15 protein-coding genes are annotated in these 18,045 nt (G+C 51.5%); 9 read left to right on the top strand and 6 right to left on the bottom strand.

The annotated features are described in order from the left end of the window. Positions 1-37: 37 nt before the first annotated feature. From GY169_RS20065 to GY169_RS20050, 4 genes are all read right to left on the bottom strand, one after another. Positions 38-1,423 (bottom strand): hypothetical protein, encoded by a 1,386-nt coding sequence (locus tag GY169_RS20065; protein WP_167576889.1) that lies wholly within the window; start codon positions 1,421-1,423, stop codon positions 38-40. Between the two features lie 183 nt (positions 1,424-1,606). Continuing rightward, positions 1,607-2,173, bottom strand: coding sequence for an acetate uptake transporter (gene satP / locus GY169_RS20060; protein WP_163449296.1), 567 nt, complete (start codon positions 2,171-2,173; stop codon positions 1,607-1,609). A gap of 127 nt (positions 2,174-2,300) precedes the next feature. Next, entirely contained in the window at positions 2,301-3,026 is a 726-nt protein-coding gene (msyB, locus tag GY169_RS20055) for an acidic protein MsyB (RefSeq protein WP_167576887.1), read from the bottom strand. A 32-nt stretch (positions 3,027-3,058) separates the two neighbouring features. Next, on the bottom strand, positions 3,059-3,463 hold the full coding sequence (locus GY169_RS20050) for a DUF2541 family protein (protein WP_167576885.1): 405 nt from the start codon (positions 3,461-3,463) through the stop codon (positions 3,059-3,061). A gap of 357 nt (positions 3,464-3,820) precedes the next feature. On the opposite strand from GY169_RS20050, the gene dnaK reads away from it, so the two are divergent. The 4 genes from dnaK to GY169_RS20030 all read left to right on the top strand — a co-directional run bounded on the left by dnaK (position 3,821) and on the right by GY169_RS20030 (position 8,806). Then, positions 3,821-5,743 (top strand): molecular chaperone DnaK, encoded by a 1,923-nt coding sequence (gene dnaK / locus GY169_RS20045; RefSeq protein ID WP_064547267.1) that lies wholly within the window; start codon positions 3,821-3,823, stop codon positions 5,741-5,743. A gap of 87 nt (positions 5,744-5,830) precedes the next feature. After that, entirely contained in the window at positions 5,831-6,967 is a 1,137-nt protein-coding gene (gene dnaJ / locus GY169_RS20040) for a molecular chaperone DnaJ (protein WP_163449292.1), read from the top strand. 428 nt (positions 6,968-7,395) lie between these two features. Continuing rightward, on the top strand, positions 7,396-8,346 hold the full coding sequence (locus GY169_RS20035; RefSeq protein ID WP_167576883.1) for a LysR family transcriptional regulator: 951 nt from the start codon (positions 7,396-7,398) through the stop codon (positions 8,344-8,346). Between the two features lie 115 nt (positions 8,347-8,461). Further along, positions 8,462-8,806: a phage holin family protein gene (locus GY169_RS20030; RefSeq protein WP_167576881.1), complete on the top strand. Its 345-nt coding sequence runs from the start codon at positions 8,462-8,464 to the stop codon at positions 8,804-8,806. A gap of 68 nt (positions 8,807-8,874) precedes the next feature. On the opposite strand, the gene GY169_RS20025 is transcribed toward GY169_RS20030, so the two are convergent. Both GY169_RS20025 and GY169_RS20020 read right to left on the bottom strand, forming a co-directional pair. Next, on the bottom strand, positions 8,875-9,408 hold the full coding sequence (locus GY169_RS20025) for a glycoside hydrolase family 108 protein (RefSeq protein ID WP_163449289.1): 534 nt from the start codon (positions 9,406-9,408) through the stop codon (positions 8,875-8,877). A gap of 16 nt (positions 9,409-9,424) precedes the next feature. Beyond that, a complete protein-coding gene (locus GY169_RS20020; RefSeq protein ID WP_163449288.1) occupies positions 9,425-9,868 on the bottom strand; it encodes a transcriptional regulator in 444 nt (147 codons plus the stop codon). 338 nt (positions 9,869-10,206) lie between these two features. Here GY169_RS20020 and GY169_RS20015 point away from each other — a divergent pair, with 338 nt between their 5' ends. The 5 genes from GY169_RS20015 to GY169_RS19995 all read left to right on the top strand — a co-directional run bounded on the left by GY169_RS20015 (position 10,207) and on the right by GY169_RS19995 (position 18,040). Continuing rightward, a complete protein-coding gene (locus tag GY169_RS20015; protein ID WP_167576879.1) occupies positions 10,207-12,324 on the top strand; it encodes a glycosyl hydrolase family 18 protein in 2,118 nt (705 codons plus the stop codon). Positions 12,325-12,401: 77 nt separating this feature from the next. Further along, on the top strand, positions 12,402-15,383 hold the full coding sequence (locus GY169_RS20010; protein WP_167576877.1) for a chitinase: 2,982 nt from the start codon (positions 12,402-12,404) through the stop codon (positions 15,381-15,383). Positions 15,384-15,682: 299 nt separating this feature from the next. Next, positions 15,683-16,369 carry a winged helix-turn-helix transcriptional regulator gene (locus GY169_RS20005; RefSeq protein ID WP_167576875.1) on the top strand — a complete coding sequence of 229 codons (687 nt, stop codon included), beginning with the start codon at positions 15,683-15,685 and terminating at the stop codon, positions 16,367-16,369. A gap of 361 nt (positions 16,370-16,730) precedes the next feature. Continuing rightward, positions 16,731-17,285 (top strand): fimbrial protein BcfA, encoded by a 555-nt coding sequence (locus GY169_RS20000; protein WP_167576873.1) that lies wholly within the window; start codon positions 16,731-16,733, stop codon positions 17,283-17,285. Between the two features lie 68 nt (positions 17,286-17,353). Then, positions 17,354-18,040: a fimbria/pilus periplasmic chaperone gene (locus tag GY169_RS19995; RefSeq protein ID WP_167576871.1), complete on the top strand. Its 687-nt coding sequence runs from the start codon at positions 17,354-17,356 to the stop codon at positions 18,038-18,040. Positions 18,041-18,045: the final 5 nt, after the last annotated feature.

The following is an 18,045-nucleotide window of genomic DNA, read 5'->3' as shown; positions in this document are numbered from 1 at the left end:
CCGACACCACGCGGCGTCGACCCCGGCGTCGCGTGTGCTAGCGAATAATGGTGACGTCTTTAAAGGTAAACCGTTTTTTCTGCCCCGCTTCCTGATAACCGATGCGAATGAAGACGCGCAAATTTTCCAGCCAGGCGTAATCGCTGCTCATTGCTCTGCCATCGCCCCGATCGTCGGTACAGATAAGTTCGATATAGCGCCCAGGGAAAGCCTTGTTCAGCGTTGAGGCATCGCGCCACGGGCCTTCCACACGACAATCCTGACGCTTCGATTTGCTTCCCTCCGGGGCGGTATCATCTTGCAGTACCGCATGCCAGTGGTACGGCTGGCCAGCCTCCGGCGTCACGCTAAAGTTGGTTTCCAGCGTCTGGGCGATGAACGGGCTATTTTTCATCGAATCCCACTGTTTCAGATCAACGATATTGAATAACCGATGGTACTGGCTATAGAACGTCACCCCTTTGAGTATCAGCGTATCAAGCGTGAGGGTACTGCCGTCCGGCAGCCTGTCGATGCGCGTTTTGCCCTTAATATCGCTGTCGCCAGGCCACACCGGCGTATAGGTGAGGCTGGAAAACACAGGCGCGTTACTCCCGTTTTTCAGTACCTGCGCTGCTGTCTTGCTTACCGTTTCGGGAAGCGGGTAACGGCCTAAGGCCGCAGGATCGTTGTGCTCGAAATCGGGGATCGCCAGCGGCGCATCAGCTTCGGTTTTCTGCCGGGCTACCCACGCGCCGCTGCCGGTAAACGCGTTGAGATCCTGTAGAGCACACAGTTTCTTCACGGGGGCGGTAAGCGTGGCGGGGAGGGAAGTGAAGGCGGAATCCGTGGTTGTGGTGTTGTCAGTCACAACGTTGGCATTCAGAGAGAACGTTCGTTCAATGCGCGCCTGCTGGTTATCGCAATTAACCTGCATCTGGCTGATTTTAAAGTCGTAGGGCGCGTCATATTTCTTTTCGCGATGAACCTGAGCGTAATCCGTGCCTACGCGCAGATTGAGCATATTGCCTTCGCGATGGCTGTTATTCAGGTCGATAAACGGCTGGTCGCCGTTCTTATCTGCGGCAGTGAGTCCTACCCAACGAGGCGGCGCGACGTTTTGTTTGCAGACATCGAGTGCAGGGTTGGTGCTGAGCAGGCTATCGGCATCGGGCTCGAAAGGGACGCCGGGAATATAGCGGGCGAAAGAGTTACCGCCGTAGGCGCGGATATTGCTCCCGGTTACCGTGTGCAGGTTCATATACAGCAGCGTTTTTTCATGGGTTTGGCAATCAACGTTTAACCAAAGATGATTACGTGATCCCTCTGACATCGTAATCCGATACACGGTATTGATGCTATCCCCGACGCGTACGGTATTTTCCTTATCCCAGTCAACGCTTCTGACTTCAGGCGTTGGTAGCGCACTGGCACCAACGGGCATCAAGGCTCCACAGGCCAGAATCAAGGGGCAAGCTGAGGTGAGGCGCATCATCAATAATCCTTTTTATCATGAGAAGTTATTGAAAATAGCGCAAATTATCAGGAAGCGATAATCCCAGTATCGGTAGTTTATGGGTAAAAAAAACGCCGGACAGGCCCGGCGTTTTTCAGGATGAGGCGAGGATCAGTGTTTTTCACCAATCGGCAGTACGGTGCGACCGAACTGTTCGTTCAGCACTTCACCCATTGCCAGGTAAATAGCGCTCGCGCCACAAACCAGGCCAACCCAACCCGCTACGTGAATAATTGCTTCGTTGCCGTTGATGTTGCCAATCGCCAGCAGCGCGAACAGCACGGTCAGGCTCAGGAACACGAACTGCAGCATGCGTGCGGCTTTCAGGGTACCGAAGAACATGAACAGCGTGAACACGCCCCACAGGCCCAGGTAAGCGCCGAGGAACTGCGCGTTAGGTGCGTCGGACAGACCCATCTTCGGCAGCAGCAGAATGGCGACCAGAGTCAGCCAGAAAGAGCCGTAAGAGGTGAAAGCGGTCAGACCGAAAGTATTCCCTTTCTTGTATTCCAGCAGGCCCGCGAAAATCTGCGCGATACCGCCGTAAAAAATACCCATAGCGAGAATAATGCCGTCAAAGGCGAAGAAACCGGCGTTATGCAGGTTAAGCAGAATGGTGGTCATGCCGAAGCCCATCAGGCCCAGCGGTGCCGGGTTAGCCAACTTAGTGTTGCCCATAATTCCTCAAATCATCATTGAATGGTGAAATAATCTCCCCACTGCTGGGGGCGCGGCATCATAATCAGGAGTAAACGGGCTGTCTATGATCTGATCAGGGGAAAATGAACTATTTTCCCCCTTTAACTCATCCGGCACGTTGTAACGCCGCGCGGGCAATCATTCGACGCAGGCAGGCAATGCGCAGCACAGCAGGAATGGTGACGCGATAGGCGCTACCGCTGACGGCTTTCACCCCGTTTACCGCGGCGCCAACTGGGCCGCCAAGACCGGCGCCGCGCATCAAACCGTGGCCGATGACGCTGACGGCGGCATGTTTATGCAAAATATGGCTGAGCTGGCTGTCCAGCAGGTGTTCAATGCCGTGATCCAGACGATGGTGATCGATAAGCTGCGGCAGCAAAGCTTCCACTTCCATGACCTTCAGCTGGATTGCCGCATGAAAGCGGGCTTTCTGTTCGTCGTTCATCCGCTTCCACGCATGGCGAACAAACTGTTCCAGCAGCTGTTTCTCAATGGCCGCGGTCGGCATCGTTTTGTCGGCTTTCAGCCCCAGACGTTTGGCGACATCGCGCAGGATTTCACGGTACAGCTTGCCGTGGCCGCGGATCTGGTTGGCGATGCTATCGCCGCCAAAGTGCTGAAACTCGCCGGCGATCAACTGCCAGTTGCGACGGTGCTGCTCCGGATGGCCCTCCATCGACATGTACAGCTCATTGTGCAGCAGCGCGCTCGACAGGCGACGTTTGCCTTTTTCATTGTGGGTCATCAGCACAGCTAAGCGCGCAAGCTGTTCTTCGCTACAGTGCTGGAGGAACACGAGATCTTCATCGTTCAGATAGGAGACTTTCATTTACGTTCGTGACTTATGTTAGCGGAGCAAGATTAATCGTCGCCGATGATTTTCAGCGATGCCATGTCGGAAGAGTTGACGGTATGGCCTGAGAAACTGATTTTGGACACGCAGCGTTTGTTGTCATTGTCGCTGTTGAAGTTGATCCAGTCCGTCGTCTGGCCTTCTTTGAGTGAAGATGGAACGTTGAGGCTTTGGCTGCTGCTGCGGGCGGCCTTAAAGTACACCGAAGCGCCGCTCAGCTGTGCGTCGCCGCGATCCACGCTGAGTTTGATGCGCTTCACGACTCGACATACCGGGAGCTTCAGGGTGAGATCGTTAGTTTCGTTGCGGGGCAGGGCGATAACGCCCAGCGTTTTGTGGTCGTTGGCGTAGGCGGAACTGGCCAGCAGCAGACCAAACGCCAGACTGACTGAGACGTTTAAAAGGGTTTTCATTGTATTCCTTACCGGAGGGGCCATTTTAGTGAGCAAAATGCTGCGGTAAATTTTATTCCTCGTCGGTTCGGTTTTCAGCGCTGAATTATGACAACTTATGACAGCAATTAACTGAATAAATTGATGTTTTTATATTTGTACCGTGAATGCGTTTAGCGAAGCGTCGGAAATAAAACCGCACTGAATGAAAAATTTTTAATTTTGCCCCTTGATGGATGACGTTGCGACCCCATCTTGTAGTCAACCGCAGTGAGTGAGTCTGAAAAAAAACGATTCAGGGCAGTTGAAACCGTAGGTTTCGCCCTTATTACAGATTCACAACCACATGTTGACTGAATTTTTAGTGGAGACGTTTAGATGGGTAAAATTATTGGTATCGACCTGGGTACTACCAACTCTTGTGTAGCGATTATGGATGGCACTACCGCTCGCGTTCTGGAGAACGCCGAAGGCGACCGCACCACGCCTTCTATCATTGCTTATACCCAGGATGGTGAAACTCTGGTTGGTCAGCCGGCTAAACGTCAGGCAGTGACAAACCCGCAAAACACCCTGTTTGCGATTAAACGCCTGATTGGTCGCCGCTTCCAGGATGAAGAAGTTCAGCGTGACGTTTCTATCATGCCGTACAAAATCGTTGCCGCAGACAATGGCGACGCATGGCTTGATGTGAAAGGCACCAAAACTGCACCGCCGCAGATCTCTGCTGAAGTGCTGAAAAAAATGAAGAAAACGGCTGAAGATTACCTGGGTGAGCCGGTAACTGAAGCGGTTATCACCGTACCTGCTTACTTCAACGATGCTCAGCGTCAGGCAACCAAAGATGCTGGCCGTATCGCAGGTCTGGAAGTCAAACGTATCATCAACGAACCAACCGCAGCCGCGCTGGCTTATGGTCTGGATAAAGAAGTCGGCAACCGTACTATCGCGGTTTACGACCTCGGTGGTGGTACTTTCGATATCTCTATTATCGAAATCGACGAAGTTGATGGCGAAAAAACCTTTGAAGTTCTGGCAACCAACGGTGATACCCACCTGGGTGGTGAAGACTTCGATACCCGCCTGATCAACTACCTCGTTGACGAGTTTAAGAAAGATCAGGGCATCGACCTGCGTAACGACCCGCTGGCGATGCAGCGCCTGAAAGAAGCCGCTGAGAAAGCGAAGATCGAACTGTCTTCCGCTCAGCAGACCGACGTGAACCTGCCGTACATCACCGCAGACGCGACCGGTCCGAAACACATGAACATCAAAGTGACCCGTGCGAAACTGGAAAGCCTGGTGGAAGACCTGGTGAACCGTTCTATCGAGCCGCTGAAAGTTGCGCTGCAGGATGCTGGCTTGTCCGTATCCGATATCCAGGACGTTATCCTGGTCGGTGGTCAGACTCGTATGCCTATGGTGCAGAAGAAAGTTGCTGAGTTCTTCGGTAAAGAGCCGCGTAAAGACGTTAACCCGGACGAAGCTGTTGCTATCGGCGCAGCGGTTCAGGGCGGCGTTCTGACCGGTGAAGTAAAAGACGTGCTGCTGCTGGACGTTACCCCGCTGTCTCTGGGTATCGAAACCATGGGCGGTGTGATGACTGCGCTCATCAACAAAAACACCACCATCCCAACTAAGCACAGCCAGGTGTTCTCTACCGCTGAAGACAACCAGTCTGCGGTAACCATCCACGTGATTCAGGGTGAGCGTAAACGTGCATCCGATAACAAATCACTGGGTCAGTTCAACCTGGACGGTATCAGCCCGGCACCGCGCGGCATGCCGCAGATCGAAGTCACCTTCGATATCGATGCTGACGGTATCCTGCACGTTTCCGCGAAAGACAAAAACAGCGGTAAAGAGCAGAAGATCACCATCAAGGCATCTTCCGGTCTGAACGAGGAAGAAATTCAGAAGATGGTTCGCGATGCAGAAGCGAACGCAGAATCTGACCGTAAGTTCGAAGAGCTGGTTCAGACCCGTAACCAGGGCGACCATCTGCTGCACAGCACTCGTAAGCAGGTTGAAGAAGCAGGCGAGCAGCTGCCGGCTGACGACAAAACCGCTATCGAGTCTGCGCTGACCGCGCTGGAAACGTCTCTGAAAGGCGAAGACAAAGCGGACATCGAAGCGAAAATGCAGGCGCTGGCGCAGGTTTCCCAGAAACTGATGGAAATCGCTCAGCAGCAGCACGCACAGCAGCAGGCTGGCGCAGCAGGCGCTGATGCTTCCGCGAACAATGCGAAAGACGACGATGTTGTTGACGCAGAGTTCGAAGAAGTGAAAGACAAAAAATAATCGCCCTGATGCAGGGTAATTAATCGGCACGGGCGAAGAGGTTTCCTCTCCGCCCGTGCTCGCATGTTAAGGGGCTGAACAATACCAATGGCAAAGCAAGACTATTACGAGATTTTGGGCGTCTCCAAAACAGCGGAAGAGCGCGAAATCAAAAAGGCGTACAAACGCCTGGCCATGAAATACCACCCGGACCGCAACCAGGGTGATAAAGAGGCCGAAGCCAAGTTTAAAGAGATCAAAGAAGCGTACGAAATCCTGACCGACGCGCAAAAGCGTGCGGCCTACGATCAGTATGGCCATGCGGCCTTTGAACAGGGCGGTATGGGCGGCGGAGCCGGTGGTTTCGGCGGCGGCGCGGACTTCAGCGATATCTTTGGTGACGTATTCGGCGATATCTTCGGCGGTGGTCGCGGTCGCCAGCGCGCATCTCGTGGCGCAGACCTGCGCTACAACATGGATCTGACGCTGGAAGAAGCGGTTCGCGGTGTGACCAAAGAGATCCGCATCCCGACGCTGGAAGAGTGCGATGTCTGCCACGGCAGCGGCGCGAAGGCGGGTTCACAGCCTCAAACCTGTCCAACCTGTCACGGTTCCGGCCAGGTGCAGATGCGCCAGGGCTTCTTCGCCGTACAGCAGACCTGTCCGCACTGTCAGGGCCGTGGTACGCTGATTAAAGATCCGTGCAACAAATGTCACGGTCACGGTCGCGTTGAGAAGACTAAAACCCTGTCTGTTAAAATTCCGGCAGGCGTGGACACCGGCGATCGTATTCGCCTGAGCGGTGAAGGCGAAGCCGGCGAGCACGGCGCACCGGCAGGCGATCTGTACGTTCAGGTACAGGTGAAACAGCACGCTATCTTTGAGCGTGAAGGTAATAACCTGTACTGCGAAGTGCCGATCAACTTCTCCATGGCGGCGCTGGGCGGTGAGATTGAAGTGCCGACGCTCGACGGTCGCGTGAAGCTGAAAATTCCGGGTGAAACGCAAACCGGCAAACTGTTCCGCATGCGCGGCAAGGGCGTGAAGTCCGTTCGCGGCGGCGCGCAGGGCGACCTGCTGTGTCGCGTGGTGGTAGAAACCCCGGTCGGTCTGAACGAGAAGCAGAAGCAGTTGTTGAAAGACCTGCAGGAAAGCTTCGGCGGCCCAACCGGTGAAAACAACAGTCCGCGTTCGAAAAGCTTCTTTGACGGCGTGAAAAAGTTCTTTGACGATTTAACCCGTTAATTGACGACTGATTCTCCGTTTTATTTGTAGCCTGGGTTTTCGCGCCCAGGCTTTTTTATGTTAATCACCGACTCACCTCCTTGTGCGTGTTTATCCGTTCCCGTTTAGAATCCACAAAATAGATACCGCTAACTGCCATTGTTACCGATGGGTACAGATCTCTGCACGTCTGCATATTTGCTACGACAGGAAATTGAGTTATTGTGAGCATAAATGATTTGTATTGTAGGTCAAAATGCGATAGAGCCGACCCTTTTCGCGGCCAGGGATGGGGCTATTATGGGGCTGGAAGATTTGTACTGCATGATAAATATACAACAGCATCTTCTGGGGCGGCGGCCTGAATAGAGGGGAGCTGTTTGCAGTCGATACACAGATAGCTCGAAGTATTACGAGTCTATTGCTTTTCTAATATTTAAGGGCTAACAGTGGATGGGGGAAAAGGCGCCAATAAAGATTTTGATTATAATTTAATCAAAATACTGGATGCCGTGATTTCCGCTGGCAATGCGACAAAAGCCGCCAAACGATTAAGTATTACGCCTGCCGCAGTTTCTCTGGCGCTGCGGCGCCTGCAAAATCATTATCAAGAGGAACTCTTTGTCAGAGGTAAAGAGGGCCTCCTGCCTACCGCTAAGGCGATAGAGATTCATCACCATTTTCGCCAGGTGATGGAGTTGATTAACGGCACGTTTCATTCTCCAGTCAGTAAAGAAGAGTCTGCTCAGATAACCGTTTTGGGCAGCGATACGATTGAAAGTTACTATTTCTCGCAGCTTTATAACAACGCTGTATTTGAGCGTGTGTTAATCAATCATTTCTCTTCCCACAATATGAGTCGTGAGCGGGTGATTGAACAGCTCTTTACCGCCGAATGTGATTTGGTCATCAGTCAGGAACCCATTAGCGTTCCCGGTATTGATAATCAGATGATTGATAGCTTTAAGAGCTTTGTTTGTATCTGTGCTGCTAATCATATGTTTAGTCAACTCTCGCAGCTGACGTTGCATCATTTCTATTCATCGCGCCATGCGCTCTATAAGATGAATATCAGTAACCCGATGATGGGTGAAGATAATGGTTTACTGAGAGATGATTCTCCTTATAAAGGTCAGCGCGAGGTGGGCTATTGTAGCGACTCCGTTAACAGTCTGGTGAGTACCGTTGAACGTACCTCGTTAATCGCGATCATGCCTTTAAAAATGGCGCTGTTTTATAAGAATCAGCGTAAGTACGATATTAAGTTTGTGCAGCCGCCGCCGGAGCTCACCTTCCGCTCTATTCAGGTCTATGCGTCATGGAAAAAAAACAGTAAAAATCTTGCCGTCATTACTGATGTTGTTTCGATGCTGCATACGCTCTCCTCATTCCGCCGTTAAGGCGGCCCATACGGTACGTATCAGGTGAAATGATGCCTGATGATTATTGTTTCTCCTGGAGGCTGCTTACACTTCTGTGAATAAATACCTCATCATATTTATACAGGAGTTTAATATGGCTATTCCCAATCATTTACCGACTACCGAAGTCGTTTTACTGGAAATTGAAATTCTACTGACCGTTGTCGCCATTGGCGCCTGGGGGGGCTTTGTCAGCTATTTTATTCGCAAGGAAAAGCAGTCTGAGAAGGACGCTTATCAATGTATTACGCACTGTTTGGTTCAGGTGGTAATCTCTTGTTTTACCAGTTTTTTACTGAGCGCCATTGCCATTGAACAAGGCTTTAGTTTTAATATGGTATTGCTTGCCGCCGGTTTAGGTGGCGTATTCGCTGCGCCAATACTCAAAATTTTGGGTGAGCGAGTGAAGAAATATATCAATGACGTTAACGTGCGTTAACCGCTGTACTGTGCTGAGTCGATAAGAGACTCGTCCCTGAGTCTTTTATCTTCAGCCTGATAGCCTATTTATGTGATTCTGTTTTTTATCCAGCCATAAATAAACTCTTCATTTTCCTTGCGTTTCTCGGTGATGTCTAAATACCAGGCTCCCTGGCTGCAGTTTAATGCTTTTACCAACGTGCTTTCTCCTTCTTTTCCTCGCCACGACAAAAAATGCTCCAGTGCGGCAAGCGTTTGAGGGCCAATGCGTCCGTCTACCTTGATATTATTATATTTTTTTTCTTCGCGATTAAATACGTTTAACCAGCGCTGAAGCCAGGTGCACGGATAGTGTGTACCGATATTGACCGCGGCATCGCAGAGTTCAAAAGAGATGGGGTAGGAGATCTGGGCAATGTGTTCAAACCCAGGTTTAATCCAGTAGTCGCTTTCCAGGATCGCATACGCTTCAATACGCGACAGATCCTGCATGCTGCCGGAGTAGCCATGTGCCCGGGCTACTGCCTCCGTAATGCCCCAGTGAGTGAGTCCTCCTTTATCTTTTCCATTGTTGCTATAGTTGCCTTCCATCACCAGGATACCATCGATAATTGGGTTCATTTTTCATTCCTTTGAATTAATGAATATGCATGTACATTACACTGCCTAACGTCACCGAAAACACGGTGGTTAACGCGGCCAGCGTTTTTCTGAAGAACTGCTTTTTATTCTTTTTCGCCGTCGGGTCGATGATGCTGATCGCGATATCTTTATTAATCTGCAAACCCTGACGTGGGATAGTGATAAACAGGTCGTTAATGCCCAGCGTTTTTAAATCCCGGCGAATTAAATACAGAATTTGCGTCAGGTTTGCATCATTCACAAATTGACTGCGAGCCCCCCATAGCTCCTCCGCTATTTTTTGACGCTCAATGATTTCCTGATGCGCATTTTCAATAATGAAGCTGAGGCATTTCGCTCGCATCGCCGTCATTTTGATGGCCTGTGAGTTTGTGCTGGTTCTCAGTTCATACTTCCCTTCATTGTAAATACAACTTTCATTAATGAGATAAGTTTTCATAACGTCGTCCTTTAGTTATTACACTTTAATGGGTTGCTGCCGAATATAGGGTATGGGAATCACCCTAAGCTATTAATACTCATCATGTTTATTGTAATGTCATCTTTGCGTGAGATATGCATCACATTATCTGTAGTGAATTAAATGATATTTAATATCCAGGTAAATGATATTTAAGATGATGTTTGTTTATGGCTCATTGGCGTCATCACCAACCATTTCTCGGGAGTGTGTTATAAATATGATGTTTAGTGATTAGCCATTTTTTATCGCCAGCGGGATGATGGGCTCCGCAGCATGAACTGCGATATTTTTTCAGACTTAAAAGGAAATTTAAAATGGCTACGAGCAAACTGATCAAGAACGATACGCTTACTGAAACCAGCAATGCAGCAGATGGTTTTAATCCCGCAAAAGATGACAGTAAATTAAGTTATACCTCTGCACGAGTGGCAAAGCCGGTATACAACAAATATAAAGCATCCGCGTCTAAACCGAAGGTATTCGGTTATTACACCGACTGGTCGCAGTACGATAGCCGTTTACAGGGGAATGATATTCCGGAAGATCGTGGCCGCGGCTATGATTTAACCAATGTTTCGCCAACTGCTTATGACAAACTGATTTTGGGTTTTGTCGGCATTACCGGTTTTAAGAAAAATGACAAACTGCAGCGCGACGTCGTTGCGGAAGCCGCGGCGGCCTGCGGCAAAGTGAAATACGAACCAACCTTCCTCGATCCATGGGGCGATTTTCAGTCTTATGTGAATCTGGGCTTTGATGTCAGCGGTTGGGATGTTGACCCAATGACGGTGACTCAAGCGAATTCGAAAGGGATGCTGGGCGCGCTGCGAGATTTACAGGCAAAGGCGAAAGCACAGGGCCATACGCTGGCGCTGTCGATGAGCATCGGTGGCTGGAGCATGAGTAACGGCTTCCATGAAACGGCTGCTTCAGATTCCTCACGCAAGATTTTTGCTAAAGGCGTGGTGAAACTGTTCAAACAATTCCCGATGTTCAGCGAAGTGGATATTGACTGGGAATACCCGAATAACGAAGGCGCCGGTAACCCATTTGGTGAAGAGGATGGCGCAAACTACGCGCTGCTGATCGGTGAACTGCGTAAGCAACTGGATTCCGCGGGTCTGAGCAACGTGAAGATTTCTATCGCGGCTTCCGCAGTGACCACGATTTTTGATTACGCCAAAGTGAAAGATCTGATGGCCGCTGGCCTGTACGGCATCAACCTGATGACCTATGACTTCTTCGGCACTCCGTGGGCGGAAACGCTGGGCCACCACACCAATCGTAAAGCGTTGGTTGAAGGCGGCTGGTCTGTGGAAACGATTGTCGATCATCTGCTGGCCGAAGGTTTCCCTGCCGATCGCATCAATATTGGTTACGCCGGCTATACCCGCAATGCGCGTAATGTGGAAATAGAGTCTCTGTCGCCGCTGAAAGGCTCCTACAATCCGGGCAAACTGCTGCCAAATGGTGAGTATGAAACCACCACCGGATCTTTCGAATCCGGCACCAGCGAATGGTATGACGTGATTTATAACTACCTGGATCTGGAAAATCAGAAAGGCCGTAACGGTTTCAACGTGTACACCGACCAGGTGGCGGATGCCGACTACTTGTTTAACCCGGAATCCAAACTGTTTATGTCTCTGGACACCCCGCGTACCGTGAAAGCGAAAGGCGAATATGCCGCGAAGCTGGGGCTGGGCGGTGTGTTCACCTGGACCATCGACCAGGACAACGGCGTGTTGGTTAACGCGGTGCGCGAAGGGCTGGGTTATGAGATGGAGTCTGAAACCATCGATATGGAGCCATTCTACTTTGAGGGCATCAACGTTGAGCAGGAGGAGAAAGACGACGCGGTTACCGACATCAACCATGCGCCGAAAGCGGCCATTGAACTGCTGGTTGTGGGTGGTTCAACCGTACAACTGTCTGGCGCAGGCTCTTCTGATGAAGATGACGATGCGCTGTCCTATAGCTGGGGCGTGCCTTCCGATATCGCGGTAGCGAATAAAACAACGGAAGTGATTGAGTTTGTTGTGCCGGAAGTGAGTGAAAAAACCGAGATGCAGTTCACGCTGTTTGTTCGCGATTGCTACAACGAACCGTCCACACAGCAGCGCTTTGTGCTGACCGTGGTTCCTGCACTGTCTCAGGTACAGCCCGAACCGAAAGAAGAGGAAGACGAGATCGTGCCGCCGGTTGAGCCGGAAGATGAGACGACCCCCGCGGCCGATGAGACGCCGGCAGCGGACGAAACCACCCCTTACGCGCTGTGGGATGCCACTACGGTGTATGGCGCAAGTTGGGGCGCTTTCGAAATCGTTAGCTGGAAAGGCCATAACTACCAGGTGAAATGGTGGTCAGTTGGCGACCAGCCGGACCTGAACTGCGGTAACGGCGGTGCATGGACTGACCTTGGCGCTTACTAATAGGGCAGCAGCATAACGCATGGCACAAGCCCCGGTATCCGGGGCTTTTTTCCACCAGGGAATGAGGAATCTCGTTTATGAGCGTCTCCATAAAGCACAGCAGTATTGATGAAAACAACTGGTATCAGAAGATCACCTTAACCTTTACGAATAATGGCAGTGACGCCGTGGATATGAATCAGGCGGCGATTCGTTTTACCGGCAACGGCCATCAGGATCCGTGGGGCAATTTTGGCGGCACGCTGAAAGGCGATATGCCGCTGACCCTAAGCAGCCAGATGCAGGGCATGCTGGATGTGAATGAGATCGTCATTCATCACAGCCGCGCGCTGCTGTTAGCGCCGGGGCAGAGCGGTACATTCTTCTTTAGTTTTGCGGCGACGCGGGTGCCGGTCGCCATTTCCGACTTTACGCTCACGCTGGCTGCTGCCGCGCAGGACGATATTGTCCCTGCCGATGACATGGAACAGGAGCCAGAGCCGGTTATCCCCGACGTTGCGCCGGATACGCCCTCTTCTGAAGCGGCAGAAGGCGAGGCTCCGGCGCTGAGCGTCAGTAGGCTGAATCCCCAGAGCTGGTACCAGCGCGTCACGTTGACGCTGACCAACCGCTATTCGCAGCCGATAGATTTGAACCAGCTACAGCTGGCTTTTACCGCTGCGGGCCATCCCGATCAGTACAGCCCGTTTAGCGGCAGTATGCTGGGAAACCAGCCGGTGACGCTGAGTAGTGATGGTGGCTGGCCGATAGAAAAAAACACCATCGTGATTCATCATCACGGCGAGCTGCCGCTGGCGGCTGGCGCGAGCGCGGAATTGCAGTTTTATCTCGCTGCCACACAAACCCCGGTCACGATTAGCGAACTGACGGCCACCCTGGCGCACGATCCTACCCGTCAGGGGCAACTGGCACTGCGCTTCCCGGCAGTCGCGACAAATACGTCGCTTAAACCGACGATTGACCTGCAGTTCCCCGATGCTCAGGTTCAGCGTCTGGTGGGCGAGTGGGGGCAGACGTTGACGATTGGCGATCTCGCGGCGGGTATTTATGGCATTAACGTACTGACGCTATGTGACGATGAAATGCGGATTTCACCGCAGCGAGCGCAGTTTTCCCTGACGCTTGCCGCCAGCGATGACATTCAGGAATGCGCGATTGAATATCTGCCGCCTGTCGAGTTTGCGACAGCGGCGTTGAATTTCAATGCCGTTGGCTTAACCGGCGCCGAGATGGTGGTGGAGCTTTGGTCGCCTGCCGGCGTATGCGAACAGACGCTGACGATGGGCGTTAACCAGACGGAGTGGGTGACGCAGCTGCTGGCGGATCATGACTATGCTATTTGCCTGCAACCGACTGTCATTAACAATCAGTCGATAACCACGCCTGAATCCCCCACGGTGTTTACCCCGATTGCCGGGCAGGTGAACACGGTGGAGGTCGCGTTCCAGCAAGCTGCCGTGGACAGCCGTGAGTTTGTCGATGTCCAGATGACGGTTCTGGGCCTACCGAAGGGCGCCGCGCCGCAGCGTTATCGACTTTTTAATAGTCAGTACCAGTATGTATTCACGCTGGCCAGCGATAGCCAGCCGCAAACGCTGCCGATGCGCTTACAGCCGGGCCAGTATTCGCTGCAGGTCGCGGATGTTTTCATCGAGGGAACGCCGTGGCGCTGTGAACAAGACGCGCCGATCCGCGTATGGCAAAGCATCAACCACATCACGCTGGAGTTTGTTCAGGGGGTGCCGCTGCGAGTGAAAGGCTGGCCGGACTATCTGGCGCACGGCGGGGTGACGGTGAATGCGCCGGAGACGGTATCGCTGTATCGCGATGTGCCGTTTAGCGCCCTGTTTAAATACGATGGTTTTGACGGTGGCGGTGACCCGATTCCGGCGGCAGAGGTCGACCGGAACGGCGATGGTTTCCTGGACTACGATTCTCTGCCGGTCCATAAAACGGTTGCGTTGGTTCGCGAGATTGAAAAAGAGGCGGGGCGGCCGATTATGCCGGTGATGGTGGTGTACACCGCGAACGCCAGCGGCGGCAGCGCACTGGCCGATTTGCAAAACAGCCAGCGGCTACGTAACCACTTTGGCAACTTTATTACTCAGTGCCTGGCCGCGCAGTCATACAAGGATAGCGAGCACGCGGTTCCGGCGACTTTCGTACTCAACCCGGATTTACTGGGCGCGATGCAGCAAGAGCCGTATGGCTATACCGCTGTTCGCCAGGCGAACAGCATGCAGGTGAACGTGCAGTTGGCGGCGGCAGTGAATGCGTTGCCAGCGATACCCGGTTTTATCGCGCCACAGCTGCCAACCTTTAGCAATGATATTTATGGTTACGTACAGGCGATTAACTATATCGTCCGCCACTTTGCACCGGACGTGGCATTCGGCTGGCAGACCAACGTCTGGGCGACTGGTACGGCGGATTGGGTGCTGAAGGCCAATGCCAATCCTGCTTCCATTGGCGCGGCAATGGCGGCCTTTATCAACGAACTTGGCGTTTACCGCGGTGAATACGCCCCGGATTTTATCGCCTTTGATAAATTCGAACGTGATTGTTTCAGCTCTGATGCGCTGGCGCATTATGGCTGGAATGCTAACTGCTGGCTTAACTATCTGGGGATGGTCAAGCAGGCGGCGCGGGATCTCGGCAGACCCGCAATGCTTTGGCAAATTCCAGGCGGACATATGCCGACGGCGGCGGAAGGTACCAGCAGAATTGCGGCGGCGCACTTTGCCTCCGGCGGTACGTTCTTTATGGGCGATAAGCGAATAGGCAGTGATATCAGCGCGATAACGTCCGGCTTGCTGAATACGGCGGTCAACAGTGCGACGTACGGCGTGGCGACGGTGGGCGATTTTCTTCGTCAGGATGGTGGCTATGATTGGGGGCAAATGCAGGCGCTGAACCTGCCTGACTATCACGTTTTTTCTGTACTTTGGGGCGGAGGTTCGACGATTAGTATTACGACGATCCATTCCAACGGTGAAGATGGCGGATGGTTAGCTGAAAAAATGGTCGAATATTATGCCGCGCCACGTTATTTCCGCTGATATTGAGTTCTGTGGATTGGTGTTCGTATGATGCAACAGGCCGGATACTGACGGTTCCGGCCTCTCATTTTTGGTGGTTGCAGTAGCGTGTTTTTTTCTTTGTTAAAAAAATTAAGTGTATTTTTGTATTTGTTTTTTATTTTTGTTTTAAGAATATGCTTAATTTGGTATTTATACGTTTTTTGTGCTGTTGCTAATCATAATTTCTAAAGTATTACGTTATGTATTATTAATTGAAGCCGATCTAATGACTCGATATTGTTCAATGACCAATCATCATCTATATGTATGAAATAATAATGAATTTAGACTTTTCTGGTAATGAGAATGCATTGCATTCATTTATTTTTTCTCAGCAGGCTAAACCCCATGCGGCGATCGATACTCTTTTTTCATCGCTGCTGCCATTTGGTCAACCATTTATTTTGCAAACGGGTGAAGAGCTGTTTTTCGATTCAGAACAAGGTTATCGGATTGTATTATTGGAGGAGGGGATTCTCTCGTACTGCCGACGTGATGACAATATGCACATTAGTTCCGGTTTTGCGCCTTCGGTGATGGGATTAGTCGATTGTTATGGCATTACTTACGATGTGACAACCCGACCTGAACACTATCTTATTGCCGAAACCGAGTGCAGTGGGCGCACCGTGCTGCTGTCTGACTTTATCAGAATCGCGGATGAATGCGACCTTTGGCACGATGTGGCCCGCTTTCTGGCCTTTCGTTTAATGGTCATGTGCGCGCGCGACCGTGAGCTGGTTGGCGTTGACTCTTACCTGAAGGTGCGCGCGTTGTTGATTGAGGTATGGGCCTATCCGCAAGGGTACCGGAAGAACATCAATGTGCTGTCCTTTATTCAACGTCGCACCGGGATCTCTCGCAGTCGGGTATTGAAAATTTTGTCTGAATTAAAAAAGGGGGAGTATATCCAGATCGATAATGGTCGTCTCGTTGGTCTCAAGAAATTACCTGTAGCTTATTAGTGAATGATTGTTGTTAATATGTTGAGAGTGTTTTTCAAAAATAAGAAATATACCGACAGGTCACTTATCATGGTTTTTTAGATAAATCAATAGGCCATGCTCCATAGGCCGTTTGTCTTTCTGTTTTTCCTTTTAATACAGTTGGTTGTGTTTGGTCCTTTAAAGATAAAGGATGTTTATTGCATCCTTTATTAGACTTAATTAATAATTAAAATACGTCATCATCATTGTGTTTAATGAAATTAGCCTGGTCTTTTAATTAAGTCTTTACGAGCTATTGTTTTTAATTTCAGGTTCGTTTTTCAATTTAATTTTATCAGGGTGTTTTGATTCCATTTTTGGTTAATTTAAAAGGAAATCTATGAAAAAGCATTTATTTGCCATGGCGGCTATCGCGATTGCCATGGGGGGAACGATGTCGGCTTCGGCTGCGCAACTCACCGATACCAATACCGCCGTGTCCGGTGGCACCGTTAATTTTATTGGTCAGGTTGTTGATGCCGCCTGTTCTGTTTCCGCTGATTCAATCAATCAGACCGTGCAGTTGAGCCAGGTTCGCGCCGCGAAGTTGACCACCGCGGGCATGGTAGCCAACCAGAAGGAGAACTTTACGATCAAGCTGGAAGATTGCGATACCTCCGTTAAACAGAACGCGGCGGTGATCTTTAACGGCCAGCAGGACGCTAACCTGGCGGGCACGCTGGCGAATACGGCGGGCGCGGGTTCGGCAACCAACGTTGCGCTGCAGCTATATGGCCCGGATGGGCAGGTGCTCAACGTGGGGGATACCTCCTCCAGCGTGGTGCTGAACAACGGCGAAAACGTTATTCCACTGAGTGTGGACTATATCGCGACCGGTGAAGCGACGGCGGGCAATGTCAGCGCGACTGCCACATTCAGCATGGTCTATTCCTGATCTTCTCTGGCTCTCTTTCGCGTGTGGGGCGCGAAAGAGAGCGTCGTCGTTATCCGGGTACGTAAAACATGAGTAAACAAACAAGACAGATGATGCGGTGCTTGCTGCTATTGGCCACCTTGAGTGTCGCCCAGATGGCGCAGGCGGGGGGGATCGCGCTGGGATCGACCCGCGTAATCTACCCGGCAGGCGCGAAGCAAGCGTCTCTGTCCGTCATAAACTCTGCCGCCAATAACGTCTTTTTGATTCAGTCGTGGGTGTCTAACGGCGAAGGGCTACGTTCACCCGATTTTATCATTACGCCGCCGCTGTTTGTCATGCCGCCGAAGAGCGAGAATTTGCTGCGGATTATGTACGTAGGCCCGGCGCTGCCAACAGATCGGGAGAGCGTCTTTTACCTGAACAGCAAGGCCATCCCTTCGGTGGACAAAAATAGCCGCTCCGGCAATTCGCTGCAGATTGCCACCCAGAGCGTGATCAAGCTGTTTGTCCGTCCTGACGGGCTTCCCATGTCGTCGGTGCAAGCGCCCGCAACGCTGCGCTGCCATAACGACAATGGCCGATTAACCATTAGCAATCCCTCTCCGTACTATGTGTCGCTGGTGGAACTGTATGTCGGCGGCAAGAAGCTGGCAAACAACATGGTGTCGCCGAAAGGGCAATTGACGCTGAACGCGCCAGCGGGACGCACCGTTTTTCAGACGGTCAATGATTTTGGCGCCACGACGCCAGCGCAAACCTGCCTGCCAGATTGATATAT

This window comes from Kluyvera genomosp. 3 (assembly GCF_011765685.1).
Taxonomy (GTDB): Bacteria; Pseudomonadota; Gammaproteobacteria; order Enterobacterales; family Enterobacteriaceae; genus Kluyvera; species Kluyvera georgiana_A.
Note: the sequence above shows the minus strand (reverse complement) of the source record. Positions and strands in the feature narration are given on the sequence as shown.

What these genes read in the sequence shown, in the direction of transcription:
- msyB (WP_167576887.1), bottom strand. Translation starts at nt 3,026, where the DNA reads ATGAAAGTCTCCTATCTGAACGATGAAGATCTCGTGTTCCTCCAGCAC.
- GY169_RS20015 (WP_167576879.1), top strand. Translation starts at nt 10,207, where the DNA reads ATGGCTACGAGCAAACTGATCAAGAACGATACGCTTACTGAAACCAGC.
- GY169_RS20005 (WP_167576875.1), top strand. Translation starts at nt 15,683, where the DNA reads ATGAATTTAGACTTTTCTGGTAATGAGAATGCATTGCATTCATTTATT.
- GY169_RS20050 (WP_167576885.1), bottom strand. Translation starts at nt 3,463, where the DNA reads ATGAAAACCCTTTTAAACGTCTCAGTCAGTCTGGCGTTTGGTCTGCTG.
- satP (WP_163449296.1), bottom strand. Translation starts at nt 2,173, where the DNA reads ATGGGCAACACTAAGTTGGCTAACCCGGCACCGCTGGGCCTGATGGGC.
- GY169_RS20030 (WP_167576881.1), top strand. Translation starts at nt 8,462, where the DNA reads ATGGCTATTCCCAATCATTTACCGACTACCGAAGTCGTTTTACTGGAA.
- GY169_RS20065 (WP_167576889.1), bottom strand. Translation starts at nt 1,423, where the DNA reads ATGCCCGTTGGTGCCAGTGCGCTACCAACGCCTGAAGTCAGAAGCGTT.
- dnaK (WP_064547267.1), top strand. Translation starts at nt 3,821, where the DNA reads ATGGGTAAAATTATTGGTATCGACCTGGGTACTACCAACTCTTGTGTA.
- dnaJ (WP_163449292.1), top strand. Translation starts at nt 5,831, where the DNA reads ATGGCAAAGCAAGACTATTACGAGATTTTGGGCGTCTCCAAAACAGCG.
- GY169_RS20025 (WP_163449289.1), bottom strand. Translation starts at nt 9,408, where the DNA reads ATGAACCCAATTATCGATGGTATCCTGGTGATGGAAGGCAACTATAGC.
- GY169_RS20020 (WP_163449288.1), bottom strand. Translation starts at nt 9,868, where the DNA reads ATGAAAACTTATCTCATTAATGAAAGTTGTATTTACAATGAAGGGAAG.
- GY169_RS19995 (WP_167576871.1), top strand. Translation starts at nt 17,354, where the DNA reads ATGAGTAAACAAACAAGACAGATGATGCGGTGCTTGCTGCTATTGGCC.
- GY169_RS20000 (WP_167576873.1), top strand. Translation starts at nt 16,731, where the DNA reads ATGAAAAAGCATTTATTTGCCATGGCGGCTATCGCGATTGCCATGGGG.
- GY169_RS20010 (WP_167576877.1), top strand. Translation starts at nt 12,402, where the DNA reads ATGAGCGTCTCCATAAAGCACAGCAGTATTGATGAAAACAACTGGTAT.